Source organism: Acinetobacter gerneri DSM 14967 = CIP 107464 = MTCC 9824 (assembly GCF_000368565.1).
Classification (GTDB): Bacteria; Pseudomonadota; Gammaproteobacteria; order Pseudomonadales; family Moraxellaceae; genus Acinetobacter; species Acinetobacter gerneri.
Window position 1 is genome coordinate 486,222 of sequence record NZ_KB849542.1, and the last position, 15,432, is coordinate 501,653.

Sequence of the window (15,432 nt, forward strand, 5' to 3'; positions counted from 1 at the left end):
GTATTGCCATCAGCATCCGTCACAATGATCGTGCTTCCAGCTTCACCTGTACCTGACAAACTTGTGCCATTTTCTGTGATTTCTGGAACGTCAACATGTTGATCACCACCGACAAGCTCAGCTTTCCCTGACTCATTGCCATTGGTGTCTATCGCTTCGATCGTACCAAGCTCACCTTCAGTCAATGGATTTTCTGGGAAGGTCCAATGACCATTCTCATCAACCACAGTCGTAGAAGTATTGCCATCAGCATCCGTCACGATGATCGTACTTCCAGCCTCGCCTGTGCCTGACAAACTTGTGCCATTTTCTGTGATTTCTGGAATATCAACGTGTTGATCGCCACCTATTAACTCAACTTCACCAGACTCATTACCATTGATGTCTATCGCTTCAATACTTCCAACTTCACCTTCTGTTAATGGATTTTCTGGGAAGGTCCAATTGCCATTTTCATCCACCACAGTTGTAGAGGTATTGCCATCCGCATCTGTCACGATGATCGTGCTTCCTGCCTCACCTGTACCTGACAAGCTTGTGCCATTTTCAGTGATTTCTGGAAAGTCCAATGACCATTTTCATCCACCACAGTTGTAGAGGTATTGCCGTCAGCATCCGTCACACTGATCGTGCTTCCAGCCTCACCTGTACCTGACAAACTTGTGCCATTTTCTGTGATTTCTGGAACGTCAACGTGTTGATCGCCACCAACGACAGGTGCCGTTCCAGACTCATTGCCATTTGTGTCAATCGCTTCAATGCTTCCGACTTCACCTTCTGTTAATGGATTTTCTGGGAAAGTCCAATGACCATTTTCATCCACCACAGTTGTAGAGGTATTGCCATCAGCATCCGTCACAATGATCGTGCTTCCAGCCTCGCCTGTACCTGACAAACTTGTGCCATTCTCATCAACAAGAGGTTTGTTTACTTCTACAGGATCTACTGGATCAACAGGATCAATCGGGTCTACTGGATTCACGGGATCAATAGGATCCACTGGATCAACTGGATCAACTGGATCAATCGGATCCACTGGATCAATAGGGTCCACTGGTTCAATAGGGTCCACTGGATCAATTGGGTCCACTGGATCAACTGGGTCCACTGGTTCAACAGGATCAATCGGGTCTACTGGATCAATCGGATCAACTGGTTCTACAGGGTCGACTGGATCAATCGGATCAACTGGATCTACTGGTTCTACAGGATCAACTGGATCCACAGGATCGACTGGATCAATTGGGTCCACTGGATCAATAGGATCGACTGGATCAATTGGGTCCACTGGTTCTACAGGATCAATCGGATCTACTGGGTCAACAGGATCTACTGGTTCTACAGGATCAACTGGTTCTACAGGATCTACTGGTTCTACAGGGTCAACAGGATCAATCGGATCAACTGGATCTACTGGTTCTACAGGATCAACTGGTTCTACAGGATCAACTGGATCCACAGGATCTACTGGATCGACTGGATCAATTGGGTCCACTGGATCAATTGGGTCCACTGGATCAATCGGATCGACTGGATCAATTGGGTCCACTGGTTCTACAGGATCAATCGGATCTACTGGGTCAACAGGATCTACTGGATTCACTGGATCAATCGGTTCTACAGGATCAATCGGGTCTACAGGATCAACAGGATCAATCGGGTCTACTGGATCAATCGGGTCTACTGGGTCAATTGGATCAACAGGATCAATTGGGTCTACTGGGTCAATTGGATCAACTGGATCAACTGGGTCCACTGGTTCAACAGGATCTACTGGATCAATCGGATCTACTGGATCTACTGGATCAACTGGATCAACAGGATCTACTGGATCAATCGGATCTACTGGTTCTACAGGGTCGACTGGATCAATCGGATCAACAGGATCAATCGGATCTACTGGATCTACTGGATCTACTGGATCAATCGGATCAATTGGGTCCACTGGATCAACAGGATGAACAGGATCTACAGGATCAATCGGATCTACTGGGTCTACAGGATCTACTGGATCAATCGGATCTACTGGATCTACTGGGTCGACTGGATCAATCGGATCTACTGGATCAATTGGGTCTACTGGATCAACTGGGTCAACAGGATCTACTGGATCAATTGGATCTACTGGATCAATTGGATCAATTGGATCAATTGGATCAATTGGATCAATTGGATCAATTGGGTCTACTGGATCAATCGGATCTACTGGATCAATTGGGTCTACTGGTTCTACAGGGTCAACTGGATCAATAGGATCAACAGGTTCTACTGGATCAACAGGATCAACTGGATCAACTGGGTCAATTGGGTCAATTGGGTCAACAGGATCTACTGGTTCTACAGGGTCAATAGGATCAATCGGATCAACAGGGTCAATAGGATCTACTGGATCAATCGGATCAACAGGGTCTACTGGTTCTACAGGATCAATTGGGTCTACTGGGTCAATTGGATCAACAGGATCAACTGGATCAATAGGATCAACTGGATCAACTGGATCAATCGGATCGACAGGATCAATCGGATCAACAGGATCAACAGGATCAACAGGATCAACAGGATCAACAGGATCAACAGGATCAACAGGATCAACAGGATCAACAGGATCAATTGGATCAATTGGATCAATTGGATCAATCGGATCAATCGGATCAATCGGATCAATCGGATCAATCGGATCAATCGGATCAACCGGATCAATCGGATCAACAGGATCAACTGGATCAACTGGATCAACAGGATCAACAGGATCAACAGGATCAATAGGGTCAACTGGATCAATTGGATCAATTGGGTCAACAGGATCTACTGGATATACTGGATCAATCGGATCTACAGGATCAATTGGGTCCACTGGATCAACTGGATCAATCGGGTCAACTGGATCTACTGGATTCACTGGATCTACAGGTTCTACTGGATCAATAGGATCGACTGGATCAATCGGGTCAACTGGGTCCACAGGATCTACTGGATCAATCGGATCAATTGGGTCCACTGGATCAATCGGGTCTACTGGATCAATAGGATCTACTGGATCAATAGGATCTACTGGGTCAATAATTTGATCACCACCTATAATTTGCCCTTGTCCAGACTCATTACCATTCGTATCAATTGCTTCGATCGTACCAAGCTCGCCTTCGGTCAATGGATTTTCTGGGAAGGTCCAATGACCATTTTCATCAACGATTGTTGTAGCAGTATTACCATCTAAATCAGTTACGATGATCGTGCTTCCAGCCTCGCCTGTACCTGACAAACTTGTGCCATTTTCTGTGATTTCCGGGATATCAACGTGCTGATCACCACCTATAATTTGCCCTTGTCCAGACTCATTACCATTGCTATCAACCGCTTCGATGCTTCCGACTTCACCTTCTGTTAATGGATTTTCTGGGAAAGTCCATTTGCCATTCTCATCAACTACAGTTGTAGAGGTATTACCATCGGCATCTGTCACAATAATCGTGCTTCCAGCATCACCAGTGCCTGACAAGCTCGCACCATTCTCATCAACAAGAGGTTTGTTTACTTCTACAGGATCTACTGGGTCAATTGGATCAACAGGATCAACAGGATCAACAGGATCAACAGGATCAATTGGGTCTACTGGATCAACAGGGGCTATCGGATCGACTGGTTGAACTGGTTCTTCTGGAGTAATTGGATCAATGGGTTGAGATGGTTCTACTGGAACAACTGGAGTTTCAGTAGATTGCTCTTCTTTAGAGTCAGAACTACCTGAACCACCACTCGCTGCAATTGCAGCAGCTCCTAAAACACCAGCCCCGCCAGCAAACCACCAAGGATTCAGCAACATAAATCCTGAATCATCATGGTACAAAAGTGGCTCAACATCATCTAAAACTTGATATGGAATAGAGTTATCCATGACTTGCAAGTCTTCTAAATGTTGAATCCATAAAAGACGCTGATCATCATCTAGAAAAACAAGACTATTATCAGAATTTTCCTGATTATTGTAGAAATTTGTTATTTTTAGAACTTCGTCACTATCATTAAAATGGATAAATAAGTCATTACCAATTCTTTCAATTTTTTTGATTTGTTTAGTTGAAACTTCAACGAGTACAACTGAATTTTCTTGAATATCGAAGTCGTACTTTAACCCCGAATCAATAATTTGATGAGACGCTTTAGATATAATACTGACGTTATTCATGATTAATAATTACCATTGGTTACACTATTATTATTGTACTTTTATTAACCCCACACTTTTAAACTGTTTAAATGATCTAAATTTAATATATGAAAAATTATTTAAATATAAAATATAATCAATAATTTATAAAAAAAATCTTAGTTCACATTTTATTCATAATTATAGGATATTTATAAACATTCTATTTTTTTGATAAATTACGAAGACAAACATATCTGAATAAACATACAATAATAAATATATTTACAAGTGATTTACTTTGAATTAGGTATTTTGCGAATTTTTATTTATCAATTGATAAAAAATAACATGTAAAATGTATTAAAAAATTTTAAAAGTGCTATTTACCGCTCATTTTCCACTCTACAACCTTTGAACTATCACAATAGTTTTTATTTATTAATACAAAGTATTTATAAAAATAAATAAAAGAAAAACACTCATATAAATTTATGATAATTTAGATTTTATAATTATATTTTTATTGATAATTATTATAAAAATTCACATCTAAATTAACGATCATTTTTGGTTTTATTTCTCTTTGGTATCATCTGAAATAAGTAAAAACCAGTAAAAACTTTTATTTTTTACTGGTTCTATCTTTATACAATCCCAGAAATATCTTTCAATATCTTGATAAATATATCTTTTTCACTATCAGGATACTTTTTAAATACTTCATTTTGATGGCTATCGGCGATATCAAAGAGATAGTGTGCGGTCTTCTTACCTTTTTCAGTTAAATAGTAAAATCCGTCATTTTCCGTTAATAATCCATCATTTTTTAGGATACTTGCTGCTTGCTCGACTTCATGCATAGGCATCGCAATATCACGTGGTAGCTCAGATTTATTGGATGCTGTACCACTTCCTAGGACCAATAACATTCGTGCTTCGCTGGTTCTAAATCCCGTCACCAATTGTTTTGGAATATAGTCAGTTTGGTAGAATTTAAACGCTCGGCTCATCAAATAACACACATTGCTATGTAAATGCCCGTGATGCATTTGCCCTACATCCTCAACTTCTTGGCTATCTTTAAGTTGCAATAATGGATGTGGTGTGACTGCCGAATACGCACCTTGATGGTAAAGCAATGGGCTACGACCTTCATCATGAAAATTGACCACTTTTCCAATAATAATCCAGTGATCTCCACCTTCAATAATTTGATGACGTTCACACTCAAAAACTGCCGAGCAATTTTCAAGTAATGGCGCTAAACCCGCACCTTCAAGATGATTTGTACCCTCGTATTTGTCCAAGTTACGGCGAGAAAATTTGTTTGATAGTTCAATTTGTGAACCCGACAATACATTGACTGCAAAGTGTGTCGCTTGTTCAAACACTGGAAAACTTGATGATTTTTTATCAATACTCCACAAAATCAAAGGTGGGTCTAATGATACAGAGTTGAAGCTATTTGCTGTCACACCGACTTTTTCGCCCTGTTCATTTTGCGCTGTCATGATGGTCACTCCAGTCGCAAAATTACCCAAAGCTCGTCTAAATTTCATTGGATCGATCTGTACTTCATCCATGTTTTTCAATACATTCATCATTCTCTCCTGAATTTCAATCTTATCTAATTTTTGTCTTTAAAATCTCTGCCAAAACTTGTCTTGATCTCTTGCCATCTTAGATTTTTATTAGATATCAAGGACTAAACGTGCAGATTTAGAACGTGAACAACACACCAATATTTGTTCATTACTGGCTTTTTCTTCATCGGTAAAATATACATCTCGATGATCAGGTTCACCCTCAATCACATCACACATACATGTGCCACAGACACCTTGTTCACATGACATTTCAATTTCTATGCCTTCTCGTGCCAGCGCTTGTAAAATCGTTTCATCACCATTGACCATGACAATTTTGCCACTTTGCTGCGCAACGACTTCAAAAGAATCTCCACCCGTTTCCACTTCGACTTGGAAATATTCTTTGTGAATATTGGCGCTTGGAAATTGTTGAGTTTCTGCAAGATTGATCACCCAATCCATAAAACCATTTGGTCCACATGTGTAAATGTGGCTTTCTTTGTCTATGTTATGAATCGCTGTTTCAAAAAACTCGCGGTGACTTGCACCTTCTGATTTAAAGTGAAAATGACTATGTGCAGCCAGTACACCATTTTTGATTTCGTCTACAAATGCACAGCGTTCAGGGCTTGCACCGCAGTAATGCAATTCAAATGAAGCACCTTCATGATGTAACTGATATGCCATGGTAATCAGTGGTGTAATACCAATCCCGCCACCGATGAGAACACTATGTTTTGCTTTCACTAATGGAAATAAATTGCGCGGTTCACTGACTTGGATTTGCATGCCATCTTGGATGTCATTAAATGCTGAAAGTGAGCCACCTCTCGATTCAGGATCATTTAAAATCCCTAATCTAAACATCCCTTGTTTGCTTGGATCTTGGCACAGTGAATACTGGCGTATCATCCCATTGGGTAAATGCACATCAATATGTGATCCAGCTTCAATTTTTGGTAATTGCGTGCTTGTTGCAGATTCAAATTCCATTACTGCAACATTGCCGCCTTCTACATGGCGGTTTTTGACGATGACATGATAAAGTGCTGTCATTTTGCAAACTCCATTTGTTTTCTATACCACCCAAAAACTTTGAATCATAAATTGACTACGCTTTGCGTCTTTTCAAAATATTCCCAATGTCTGGATTTTCCTAAAGCCACGCCCACATATGTGATTTAAAATGCAGGCTCAAGCTAATTGTTTGATCAAATCGTTATTTAACTTAGCTCAAATAAAACGATTTGATCGTAGATCGTTGCGCCTTAGCGCATGAACAATCCACCATTAATATCCCAAGTTGCACCTGTCACAAAGGCAGCATTTGGACTTGCCAAAAGCGCACATGTTTCAGCGATGAACTCCATACTTCCCAAAGCTTTGACTGGAATGTTTTGGATAAACTGCGCCATTTTTTCATCTGACACAACGCTATGCACAATCGGCGACTCCATTGGACCTGGTGCGATTGCATTGACTGTGACACCTTTGCCAGCAAATTCTTTGGCAAAAATTTTGGTTAATATCACGATTGCGCCTTTGGTTGCAGCATAATGCGCGCCCGTTGCTGTACCGCCATTTTGACCTGCAAGCGAAGCCATATTGACGATACGGCCATTGCCTTGGTCTGCCATAAACTTACCAATGATTTGACAAGCTTGAAATGTGCCACGCTGATTGACTTGCGTTACCCAATCAAAATCACTCGCTGTAATTTCCAAGACAGGGGTTGCTTTGGTCACAGTCGCGTTATTGATCAAAACATCCAATTTTCCAAAGTTGTTTTTGATCCAATCTACTGCCGCAATAAAATCACCTTCAACTGAAATATCGAGTTTCAGCGGATAAATATTTTCAGCATGCGCACTTTTTTGCTTAGCATTTTCAGCTTTTTCTAAAGTACTTGCAGACAAAATCACTTGATGACCTTGAGCTGCAAAATTCTCAGCGATGACATTTCCAAGCCCAGATGCTGCACCTGTAACTAAAACAACTTGTTGCATATCTCGCTCCTAAAGAATGTAACTAATACCAGCCAAAGTATCGGTAGAGTTGACTAAATTGATAATTTTACGATTGATTTTGAGACCATCTTGATCACGTACCAAGTGATATGTCACGTCTGCGGTATAGTGCTTAAGATTTTCCTTACGAAACTCACGCAGGTTTTGCGCACAACGTAAAACGATTTCATTGTCTTGATCTTGAATGACTCGTACACGTGAAATGCTACGCACCGTATTGGCTTTCGGTGCAGTTGAAATCGCTTCACCATTTTGTAAACGTTCAACGCGCAGCTTACGCATATGATGATCGTCATAAGCATAGTTCAAATGATTTTCATAATCCGTCAACTTTGGATCAATCGGAATAATGTATTTACCTTGTTCATTCCAAAGATCCAGCCATTCGTTATATTCTGAATGATCCAACATATCTGCTTCAGCCCAGATGAAAGCAGTCACTTCATTGAGTAAATTCAAATTGATATTCATTGCTCTCTCCTTAAGCCGTCATCATCTTTTTCCACTGCTGATATGCACCACGCATACCCGTCTCTGCACTCACATCACTTTTTAAACCGTCTTCTGTTTTTACTTCGCCCGGCAAACCGCGATTGAGCATGATCCAGAGATCATTCCCTGCATTGGCACCATGTTGTACACGCTCCCAAGCTTCTGCATCATCTGGCGTACCAAAACCAAATGGTCCTTGGAAATGTTCATGCAAACGTAGGCGGTATTGATTTGCGATTTGTGGTCCGCCATCCATGGTAATTACGGAGTGGTGAATTTCTGTTTTATCCACTGCCAATGGTTGCATCACTCGGAAGAACGCCATTGAGCAAGCGATGTTTGGGAATATATTTAAGTTAAATCCTGAACCACCTACCGCACGAACGATACGACGAACCTCAAGTTCAGCATGACCTTCATCACGTAATGCTTGTGCCAAATCTTCGAAACGCTCTTGAATCGGACGCTCCATCAATTCTTCATCCAAATCAACCAATTCAGGAATCATCACCATTACGCTATGACCATTGCCCAAATCTTCTACAAAACCCGGTTGATTTTCAAAGTTAAATAACTCTTCTGTTTTTTCGTCAACAGAGCTTAAAAATGATTTGTGTACCAATGGGAAATGGTAAGCATCCGTTGTATTTTCAAGTTGGATTTTCCAGTTGCCTGGGAAGGTAAAGCGATGTTCACCCAACACTTTGATCGGATAACCTGCACCCTGTTTCATGAATAAATCAATCCATTTTTTTGCAGGTCCAAGAAATTCTTCTAGTGGCTGAATATCTTCTTTAAATGACGCGAAAATCATGCCGTTATATTCTTCAACACGTAGGCTAATCAGTGGAAATTCTGATTTGTCCAAACATTCACCGTAGCTTTCTGGTGAAGGTACGCCACGTAATGAACCATCCAGTGCATAGCTCCAGCCATGGTATGGGCAGACAAAACTATTGGTTTTGCCTTTTTTATGTTCACAAACAGTTGCAGCACGGTGGCGACAACGGTTTAAAAGTACGTGAACTTTCTTTTTACGGTCACGTACCGCAACAACAGGTTGCTTACCAATATTCATGGTTTTATAGCTACCTGCATCTGGGATTTCACTGGCATGTGCAACCCAGACCCATGTGTTATAAAAAATCTTTTCCATTTCATCTTCAAAGATTTTTTCGTCTTTATACAAAGACGTATGCACGCGATCATCTTGTACCAGCTGGCTATAATCCACTTCTATATTTTGCATTGGGATAAGGCTATTCATGTCCATTTTCCTTTTTCATTTTCCTTTGAACAAAACCACTCGGCTTTGCTATTTTCTTTCAATCATTTGTTAATTAATTTTCGGTACAGGCAATTCTGCATCGCTATGCCAATGATCCACTGGACGACTAAAAATATTTTCCGTTTGAAAATGTTTAATCTTCCAAGTGCCATCTTTTTGGCGTTTAAATTTGACCTGCAATTTGGCTGCATTGAGATGACTACGACCATCTCTAAATGTTGAGGTTTGCAGCATGAGCCATGAGGCTTTAGCACTATTTTTTTCAATATAAATCTGTTCAGAACTGACAAAGTGCGCATTCATCACAAAATGTGATTCTTTATGCATGTAGCTTTGAAACATCTTTCGGATCTGCTTTGATGTTTCATAGCGTCCAAAGGATTTTGCATATTTTTCACCAATGCCTTCCCAAATACTGTTTGTATCAAACAGGTTCATCAACGCATCAAGGTCAGTATTGGCATCCAGTGCATCACAGATTTCCATATAAAGATTGATGCAATTGCGGATCGCACTTTCTGCTTCGAGATGTTCGAGGCGTGTGATGATTTTTTGCATTTCCTTGTCATGCTTCATTTTCAAACATCCTTATATTGAAAATAAAATCTTATAAATAACCCGGCATTGGATCTAAACCAAAGCTCACCAAACCTGCATTTTGTAAAGTCGCCTCACCCATAAAGGCATGTTGCGTTACGACATTTGCATCATTTACAAAACGGCTAAATGGGTTCTGGGTATAAATCGCAGTCATCCCTGCTAGCATTTGCATTTTGCGAGCCACTTGAGCTGATACGCGAGCAGCATGCGTACATGACAAACGCATATCGCTGATGTGTTGTTTCGTCGGTTTTTCACCTGCCAAAATCGTATTCCAAACCACATCAATCGTGTGATAGAACCAGTTACGTGCTGCCAAAAACTCACCTTCAGCTTGTGCAAATTCATACTGAGTGACTGGACGATTGGCGATTTCATTGCCCCCAGTAATCGAAGCTTTACCCGGTGCAAGTTTTTTAAATTCTTCTAACGCTGCTGCTGCAACACCGATCCCCACTACGGTCAAAACCTGAGTTGCCAATGACAATGATGGATATTTAAAAAATGGCTCAGGCAGTTTTGATGGCTCACCACGTACAAAGGTCCATTCTTTGGTTACAAGGACATTGTCCACGACCAAATCATGACTACCTGTACCTTTCAAACCTACCGTGTCCCAAGTCATTTCAATTTTGGCTTTCTTGGCAGGCAACACAGCCAAACGTGGTAGACCCTGCGTTTCATTATCTTTACGAGGAGAAATCCCGACACCTAAAATATCTGCACCCATACAACCACTTGAAAACTTCCAGCGACCTTTTACAAGCACACCTTCATCCGTTATTTCGGCTGGTTGCGGTGGGAAAATACCTGCAGCAAAGACAATGTCAGGACTGTCTTTATAAAGTAGTTGCAAGGTTTCTTCAGGCAAACTTCCAAGATAAGCGGGGCTCATACCAAAACTTGCCACCCAGCCCACTGAACCATCAGCTTTAGAAAGGATTTCAATCAACTCACAAAATTCACGAGGTGATTTTTCATCGCCACCAAAACGCTTTGGTACAAATGCTCGGTACACGCCTAGTGTTTTTAAACGATCAATCACGTCTTGGCTAATATAAGCTTGCTTGTCAAACTCGCCCTGACATGCGCGCTCTCGAATTTCCTGACAGAACTGATCAAGATTAACTGTGTCTTGTGCAAAATCATTTGACGATAAAACATTCATGTTTTAACTCCCTGTCTATATTTTTTTAGTATCCAACTATTTATCTAAACGCGCTTACTGTGCTGCTTTGAGCAAGTCCTCAGCAAGTGCACATAACATTTCATCTGCATTTTGATTTGCAACAATTTGCAAACCTACAGGCAATCCATTTGCTGTTTCGAGTGGAATCGACATGGCTGGATGACCCGATAAGTTAAAAGGTCGTACCAATGCCGTTAAATTTAAAAATGCTGTGGTATTTTCAGCATCAACGACTTTGGGCGGAATTTGAGGAAGCGTAGGTAAAATAATCGCGTCAAATTGCTGTAAAATTTGATCAATTTCTTGACTAAATTTCTTGCGAATCTGTTCCGCATTTTCAACATCAGTCAATGTGGTTTCTGCCGCTTTTAATAAACGATTGTTGACATCAGCCGCCACTTTTCCTGTTTTGGTCAAAGCGCCATACGCTTGCCAATTTTCATAATTAATGATTTGCATACCTGCGCGATAAGCATCATTAAATGACTGCACCTCAACCTTTTCAGACACGGCTTGAGCCTGATTTAGAAAATCATGAATGCTTTGCCAAATCTCCTCATCTGCTGCAACATCTAAAATGGCAAAGCGAGGTGTTTTGCTTAGGCTAAAATCTTTTTTAAAAGTCGGATCAATAATTTGCATTGCAGTTTTGATCATGCTCACCGAGTTTGCAAAAGGTCCTACACAATCCAAAGAACTCTGTGCTGGCACTACACCGATACGGCTCACACGGGCAAACGTTGGTTTTAAACCATAAACCCCACAGCAAGCTGCTGGCATACGGATCGAACCACCTGTGTCTGTTCCTATAGAAAAATCTGCCAAACCTGCTGCAACCGCCGCAGCCGAACCACTTGAAGAACCACCTGGAATTAATTCTGGATATTTAGGATTGATCGGCGTACCAAAGTTTTTATTGATACCTGTGATACCAAAAGCCAATTCATGCAAATTGGTTTTTGCGGTGATTTGACAATCCGCATTTAAAATATGATCTACAATTTGTGCATTCTGCTCTGCAACAGGGCTGTCTTGATAAGCCAAGCTGCCTGACAATGTTTGAAAGCCTGCAATATCAATAGAGTCTTTCACCATGACTTTGAGAGAACCTGAACCTTTTGCAACGTCCTTTGCAATAATGTTCATATTTATAGAATTCATTCACTTTTCCATGTAATTTTAATCTATGCACTAAATATCGTAAAAATAAATGTAATTGTCAAGTAATTTTCATAGATGTATATCAAAGTATTTATTTCAAAGTGTGTATATAATGTTGCATCTTTTATTTCTAAGTTGTGGCTTTGAAGATGCTAACTCATTTAGAACAATTCCTACCAAATAACGAACCTGATAGTTTAAAGAACTTCCCTTTTTTCTGGGTATCGCAAGTCAATGGAAAATATTCTCAACTTATTGAAAAATCGATAAAAAAACTAGGTATAGACAATACCAAAAGAAAAATTATTTTAAGTACCAATGCTTTAGGTCAAGCAAGCATTACAGATATTGCCAATCTTTCAACAACTAAGCTCACCACAGCGACCAAAGCGGTATATCGCCTCGTTGAAGATGGGATTGTAGAAGTATTTTCATCTGAGTCCGATGAACGTATTTCGATGGTTAAATTGACCGATAAAGGTCAAGAACTGGTTGAAAAAATCAATCAGATCAGTATCGTAACCCTATCGGGTATCCTCAATTCTTTTGATGAAGACGAGTTAAAAGACCTCAATCTAAAGCTTAAAAAGCTCTATGATTTGATGTAGAAGATTCTCTTATTAAATATCATTTACTTATAAAAGAAAAAGGTGCTTAGTCACGTATAAGCACCTTTTCCGAAGACAATAAAAATCTAGTTTATTGCCATTTCAATTTTATAGAATATGTTCAAATCATATCCAACGGACTAGATTGTGATCAAACCTATTCAATAAAATCAAAAGCTTAATATAATGATTTAGAAATTTCCTAAAACATTAACCAATAAAATTTCAATCTTTTGCAATATCAAATTTCGGCTTTAATTTTGACATTTCGATACGATCTGAAAAATGGCTAAGTACTTGCAATTTATACTGTTGCACATCCATATTTTGATAATCGTAAAAGCCTTGCATCTCACGCATACCATTGCGATTGTTTTGCATATTATCCACGATGATCTGCGGAGATTCGTAACGCTGTCCGAGTTCTTTTTCTAGATACTGCGACGCATAATACAAAATATCTCCGCCCCCCCAGTCGATAAACTCAAGTAAACCCAGTACCGAAAAACGCAGTCCAAATCCGGTTCGAATCGCAATATCAATATCTTCTGCAGATGCTACACCCTCTTCAACCATTCTCGCGGCTTCGTTCATGGCAAGTGCTTGAATGCGAGGTACGATATAGCCTGCTTTGGCATTGCAGACCACTGGAACTTTGCCGATATTTTTCAGGAAGTCTTTTAAAACGTCGACGACTTGATCGGAGGTCTGTTCTGATCGGCTAAGCTCAACCAGTGGAATCAAATAAGCAGGATTGAGCCAATGTGCATTGATCACACGTTCAGGATGGGACAACATTTGAGCGATATCACTCACTAAAAATGTCGAAGTCGTTGAAGCCACGATACAGTCTTTTGAGATTTCACCATCCAGCCATGAAAATAGTGCTTGTTTTGCCTCTAAAACCTCTGGCACACCTTCCATAATCAATTGGCATTTTTGCAAATACGCTGACGAGCTTTGTTTACTCATCAATTGAATTCGATCAAAAATAACCTGTTTTTGTGTTGCTTGAATAAAGTTAATTTTCTCAAGAAGATTCAACTCTTGTAATAAATCTTGAGCCAGATTTTCCTGATATTTTTTAAATTGGTCTTCGCTTCGATCCTTGGCATCAATCAGTACAGCATCCAATCCCGCATAGGCAAAGGCAATTGCGATTGCCTTCCCCATACGTCCAGCACCAACGATCGCGATATGCTGAATTTTTTGCATATTAGATTCCTTCATTGAGCAGTGATTTGAGTTGCTGTTTGGATAAATTTGCCAAACCTAAATCTTCTAAAGTACGCCCTTCAGCATATAAATCTTTGGCTGTCACAGCCGATGCAATATTGAGCAAACCTTCGGCAACTGGTGTTTTTACGCCTGCAAAACGTCCAACCGAAACTAAAAATGATAAACCTAAACGTGTATCTTCAAGCATATAGCGATGCTTTTCTAAATCAATGTCTTCACGCCAATCGCCACTATCGGTCAATTTACCGTGTGCGCCACGACCATACATCCACTCATCACCCTCACCTTCTTTATTATAATGATCAGCCAATGGGAAATGCGGTGCGCCATAACCTAGCGCTTCTCGGACACGCATGCGCTCAGCATCAAGTTGATTAGTAACACGTCTGATCGAAGGTTGGGTTCCTTCATTATGAATATCCCATGCTTCAAAATGCTCTAAAGGTCCAGCATTCATCATAATTAATGGTGGATGAATCACAGGACCAGCATTCATCAATGCACCACTTAAACCATCTTCAATCGCTTCAACACTTGGGTATGTTTGTTTTAAAATCTTAAATGCATGCTCAGATAGCGCACTAGGAAAAACGCCTGTAGGTAAACGTGTCGCATAGCCACTCACAACGATGTCATTTACCCCATGTTTACGCACTAAATACGGTAATGTTCCAGTTTCAGCAAAAGCAACCTTGGCATTATTTCCTGCATCTTTCATTGCTTTGGCGAAAATAAAACTACCAAAAGTACCCGGTGGTAAGAACACCACTTGCCCATCTTTAAAATAAGGTGCTGTTTGTTTAGATAAATCTGTATGTGTTGTTGCTGGCAATGGAATAATAATCAGTTCAGCATGTTGAATGGCTTGCTCAAGATTTGTTTTTAAAATAATTTGTGCATTTTCAAAGCCAACAGTGACCGAGCGTGTCCCTTGATAATCTTTTACATTTAACTGAGCGGCTTGATTGAGTGCTTCAAATGCTTCACCATCACGACGCCATAAAACAACATCATGTCCTTTTTCCGCCATTTCTACTGCTGCTGCATAACAACCGTGACCACCACCGAGTACTGTAATTTTCATTAGAA

Annotated in this window: 13 protein-coding genes; 1 reads left to right on the top strand and 12 read right to left on the bottom strand. The window is 40.2% G+C overall.

Features of this window, described 5'->3' with window-relative positions:
• The 10 genes from F960_RS07750 to F960_RS07805 all read right to left on the bottom strand — a co-directional run.
• On the bottom strand, positions 1 to 569 hold a 569-nt coding region (locus tag F960_RS07750), incomplete at its 3' end, for an Ig-like domain-containing protein (protein ID WP_228681421.1).
• Positions 494 to 4,186, bottom strand: a complete 3,693-nt coding sequence (locus F960_RS22760; RefSeq protein WP_004861734.1) for an Ig-like domain-containing protein — start codon at positions 4,184 to 4,186, stop codon at positions 494 to 496. The genes F960_RS07750 and F960_RS22760, both read right to left, overlap by 76 nt.
• A gap of 608 nt (positions 4,187 to 4,794) precedes the next feature.
• Positions 4,795 to 5,751, bottom strand: coding sequence for a p-hydroxyphenylacetate 3-hydroxylase reductase component (locus F960_RS07770; RefSeq protein ID WP_004861736.1), 957 nt, complete (start codon positions 5,749 to 5,751; stop codon positions 4,795 to 4,797).
• A gap of 90 nt (positions 5,752 to 5,841) precedes the next feature.
• A complete protein-coding gene (locus F960_RS07775; RefSeq protein WP_004861739.1) occupies positions 5,842 to 6,795 on the bottom strand; it encodes a PDR/VanB family oxidoreductase in 954 nt (317 codons plus the stop codon).
• A gap of 212 nt (positions 6,796 to 7,007) precedes the next feature.
• Positions 7,008 to 7,745 carry an SDR family NAD(P)-dependent oxidoreductase gene (locus F960_RS07780; RefSeq protein ID WP_004861742.1) on the bottom strand — a complete coding sequence of 246 codons (738 nt, stop codon included), beginning with the start codon at positions 7,743 to 7,745 and terminating at the stop codon, positions 7,008 to 7,010.
• Positions 7,746 to 7,754: 9 nt separating this feature from the next.
• The gene (locus F960_RS07785) at positions 7,755 to 8,237 is read right to left on the bottom strand and encodes an aromatic-ring-hydroxylating dioxygenase subunit beta (protein ID WP_004861745.1); all 483 of its coding nucleotides are present in this window, start codon (positions 8,235 to 8,237) and stop codon (positions 7,755 to 7,757) included.
• A gap of 10 nt (positions 8,238 to 8,247) precedes the next feature.
• Positions 8,248 to 9,525, bottom strand: coding sequence for an aromatic ring-hydroxylating oxygenase subunit alpha (locus F960_RS07790; protein WP_004861749.1), 1,278 nt, complete (start codon positions 9,523 to 9,525; stop codon positions 8,248 to 8,250).
• Between the two features lie 69 nt (positions 9,526 to 9,594).
• Positions 9,595 to 10,122 (bottom strand): nuclear transport factor 2 family protein, encoded by a 528-nt coding sequence (locus F960_RS07795; protein WP_004861750.1) that lies wholly within the window; start codon positions 10,120 to 10,122, stop codon positions 9,595 to 9,597.
• A gap of 31 nt (positions 10,123 to 10,153) precedes the next feature.
• Positions 10,154 to 11,314: an acyl-CoA dehydrogenase family protein gene (locus F960_RS07800; protein WP_004861754.1), complete on the bottom strand. Its 1,161-nt coding sequence runs from the start codon at positions 11,312 to 11,314 to the stop codon at positions 10,154 to 10,156.
• 54 nt (positions 11,315 to 11,368) lie between these two features.
• Entirely contained in the window at positions 11,369 to 12,481 is a 1,113-nt protein-coding gene (locus tag F960_RS07805) for an amidase (protein WP_020846976.1), read from the bottom strand.
• A 164-nt stretch (positions 12,482 to 12,645) separates the two neighbouring features.
• Here F960_RS07805 and F960_RS07810 point away from each other — a divergent pair, with 164 nt between their 5' ends.
• On the top strand, positions 12,646 to 13,104 hold the full coding sequence (locus F960_RS07810; protein WP_004861760.1) for a MarR family winged helix-turn-helix transcriptional regulator: 459 nt from the start codon (positions 12,646 to 12,648) through the stop codon (positions 13,102 to 13,104).
• A gap of 225 nt (positions 13,105 to 13,329) precedes the next feature.
• On the opposite strand, the gene F960_RS07815 is transcribed toward F960_RS07810, so the two are convergent.
• Entirely contained in the window at positions 13,330 to 14,319 is a 990-nt protein-coding gene (locus tag F960_RS07815) for a 3-hydroxybutyryl-CoA dehydrogenase (RefSeq protein WP_004861764.1), read from the bottom strand.
• 1 nt (position 14,320) lies between these two features.
• A complete protein-coding gene (locus F960_RS07820) occupies positions 14,321 to 15,427 on the bottom strand; it encodes an NAD/NADP-dependent octopine/nopaline dehydrogenase family protein (RefSeq protein ID WP_004861765.1) in 1,107 nt (368 codons plus the stop codon).
• Positions 15,428 to 15,432: the final 5 nt, after the last annotated feature.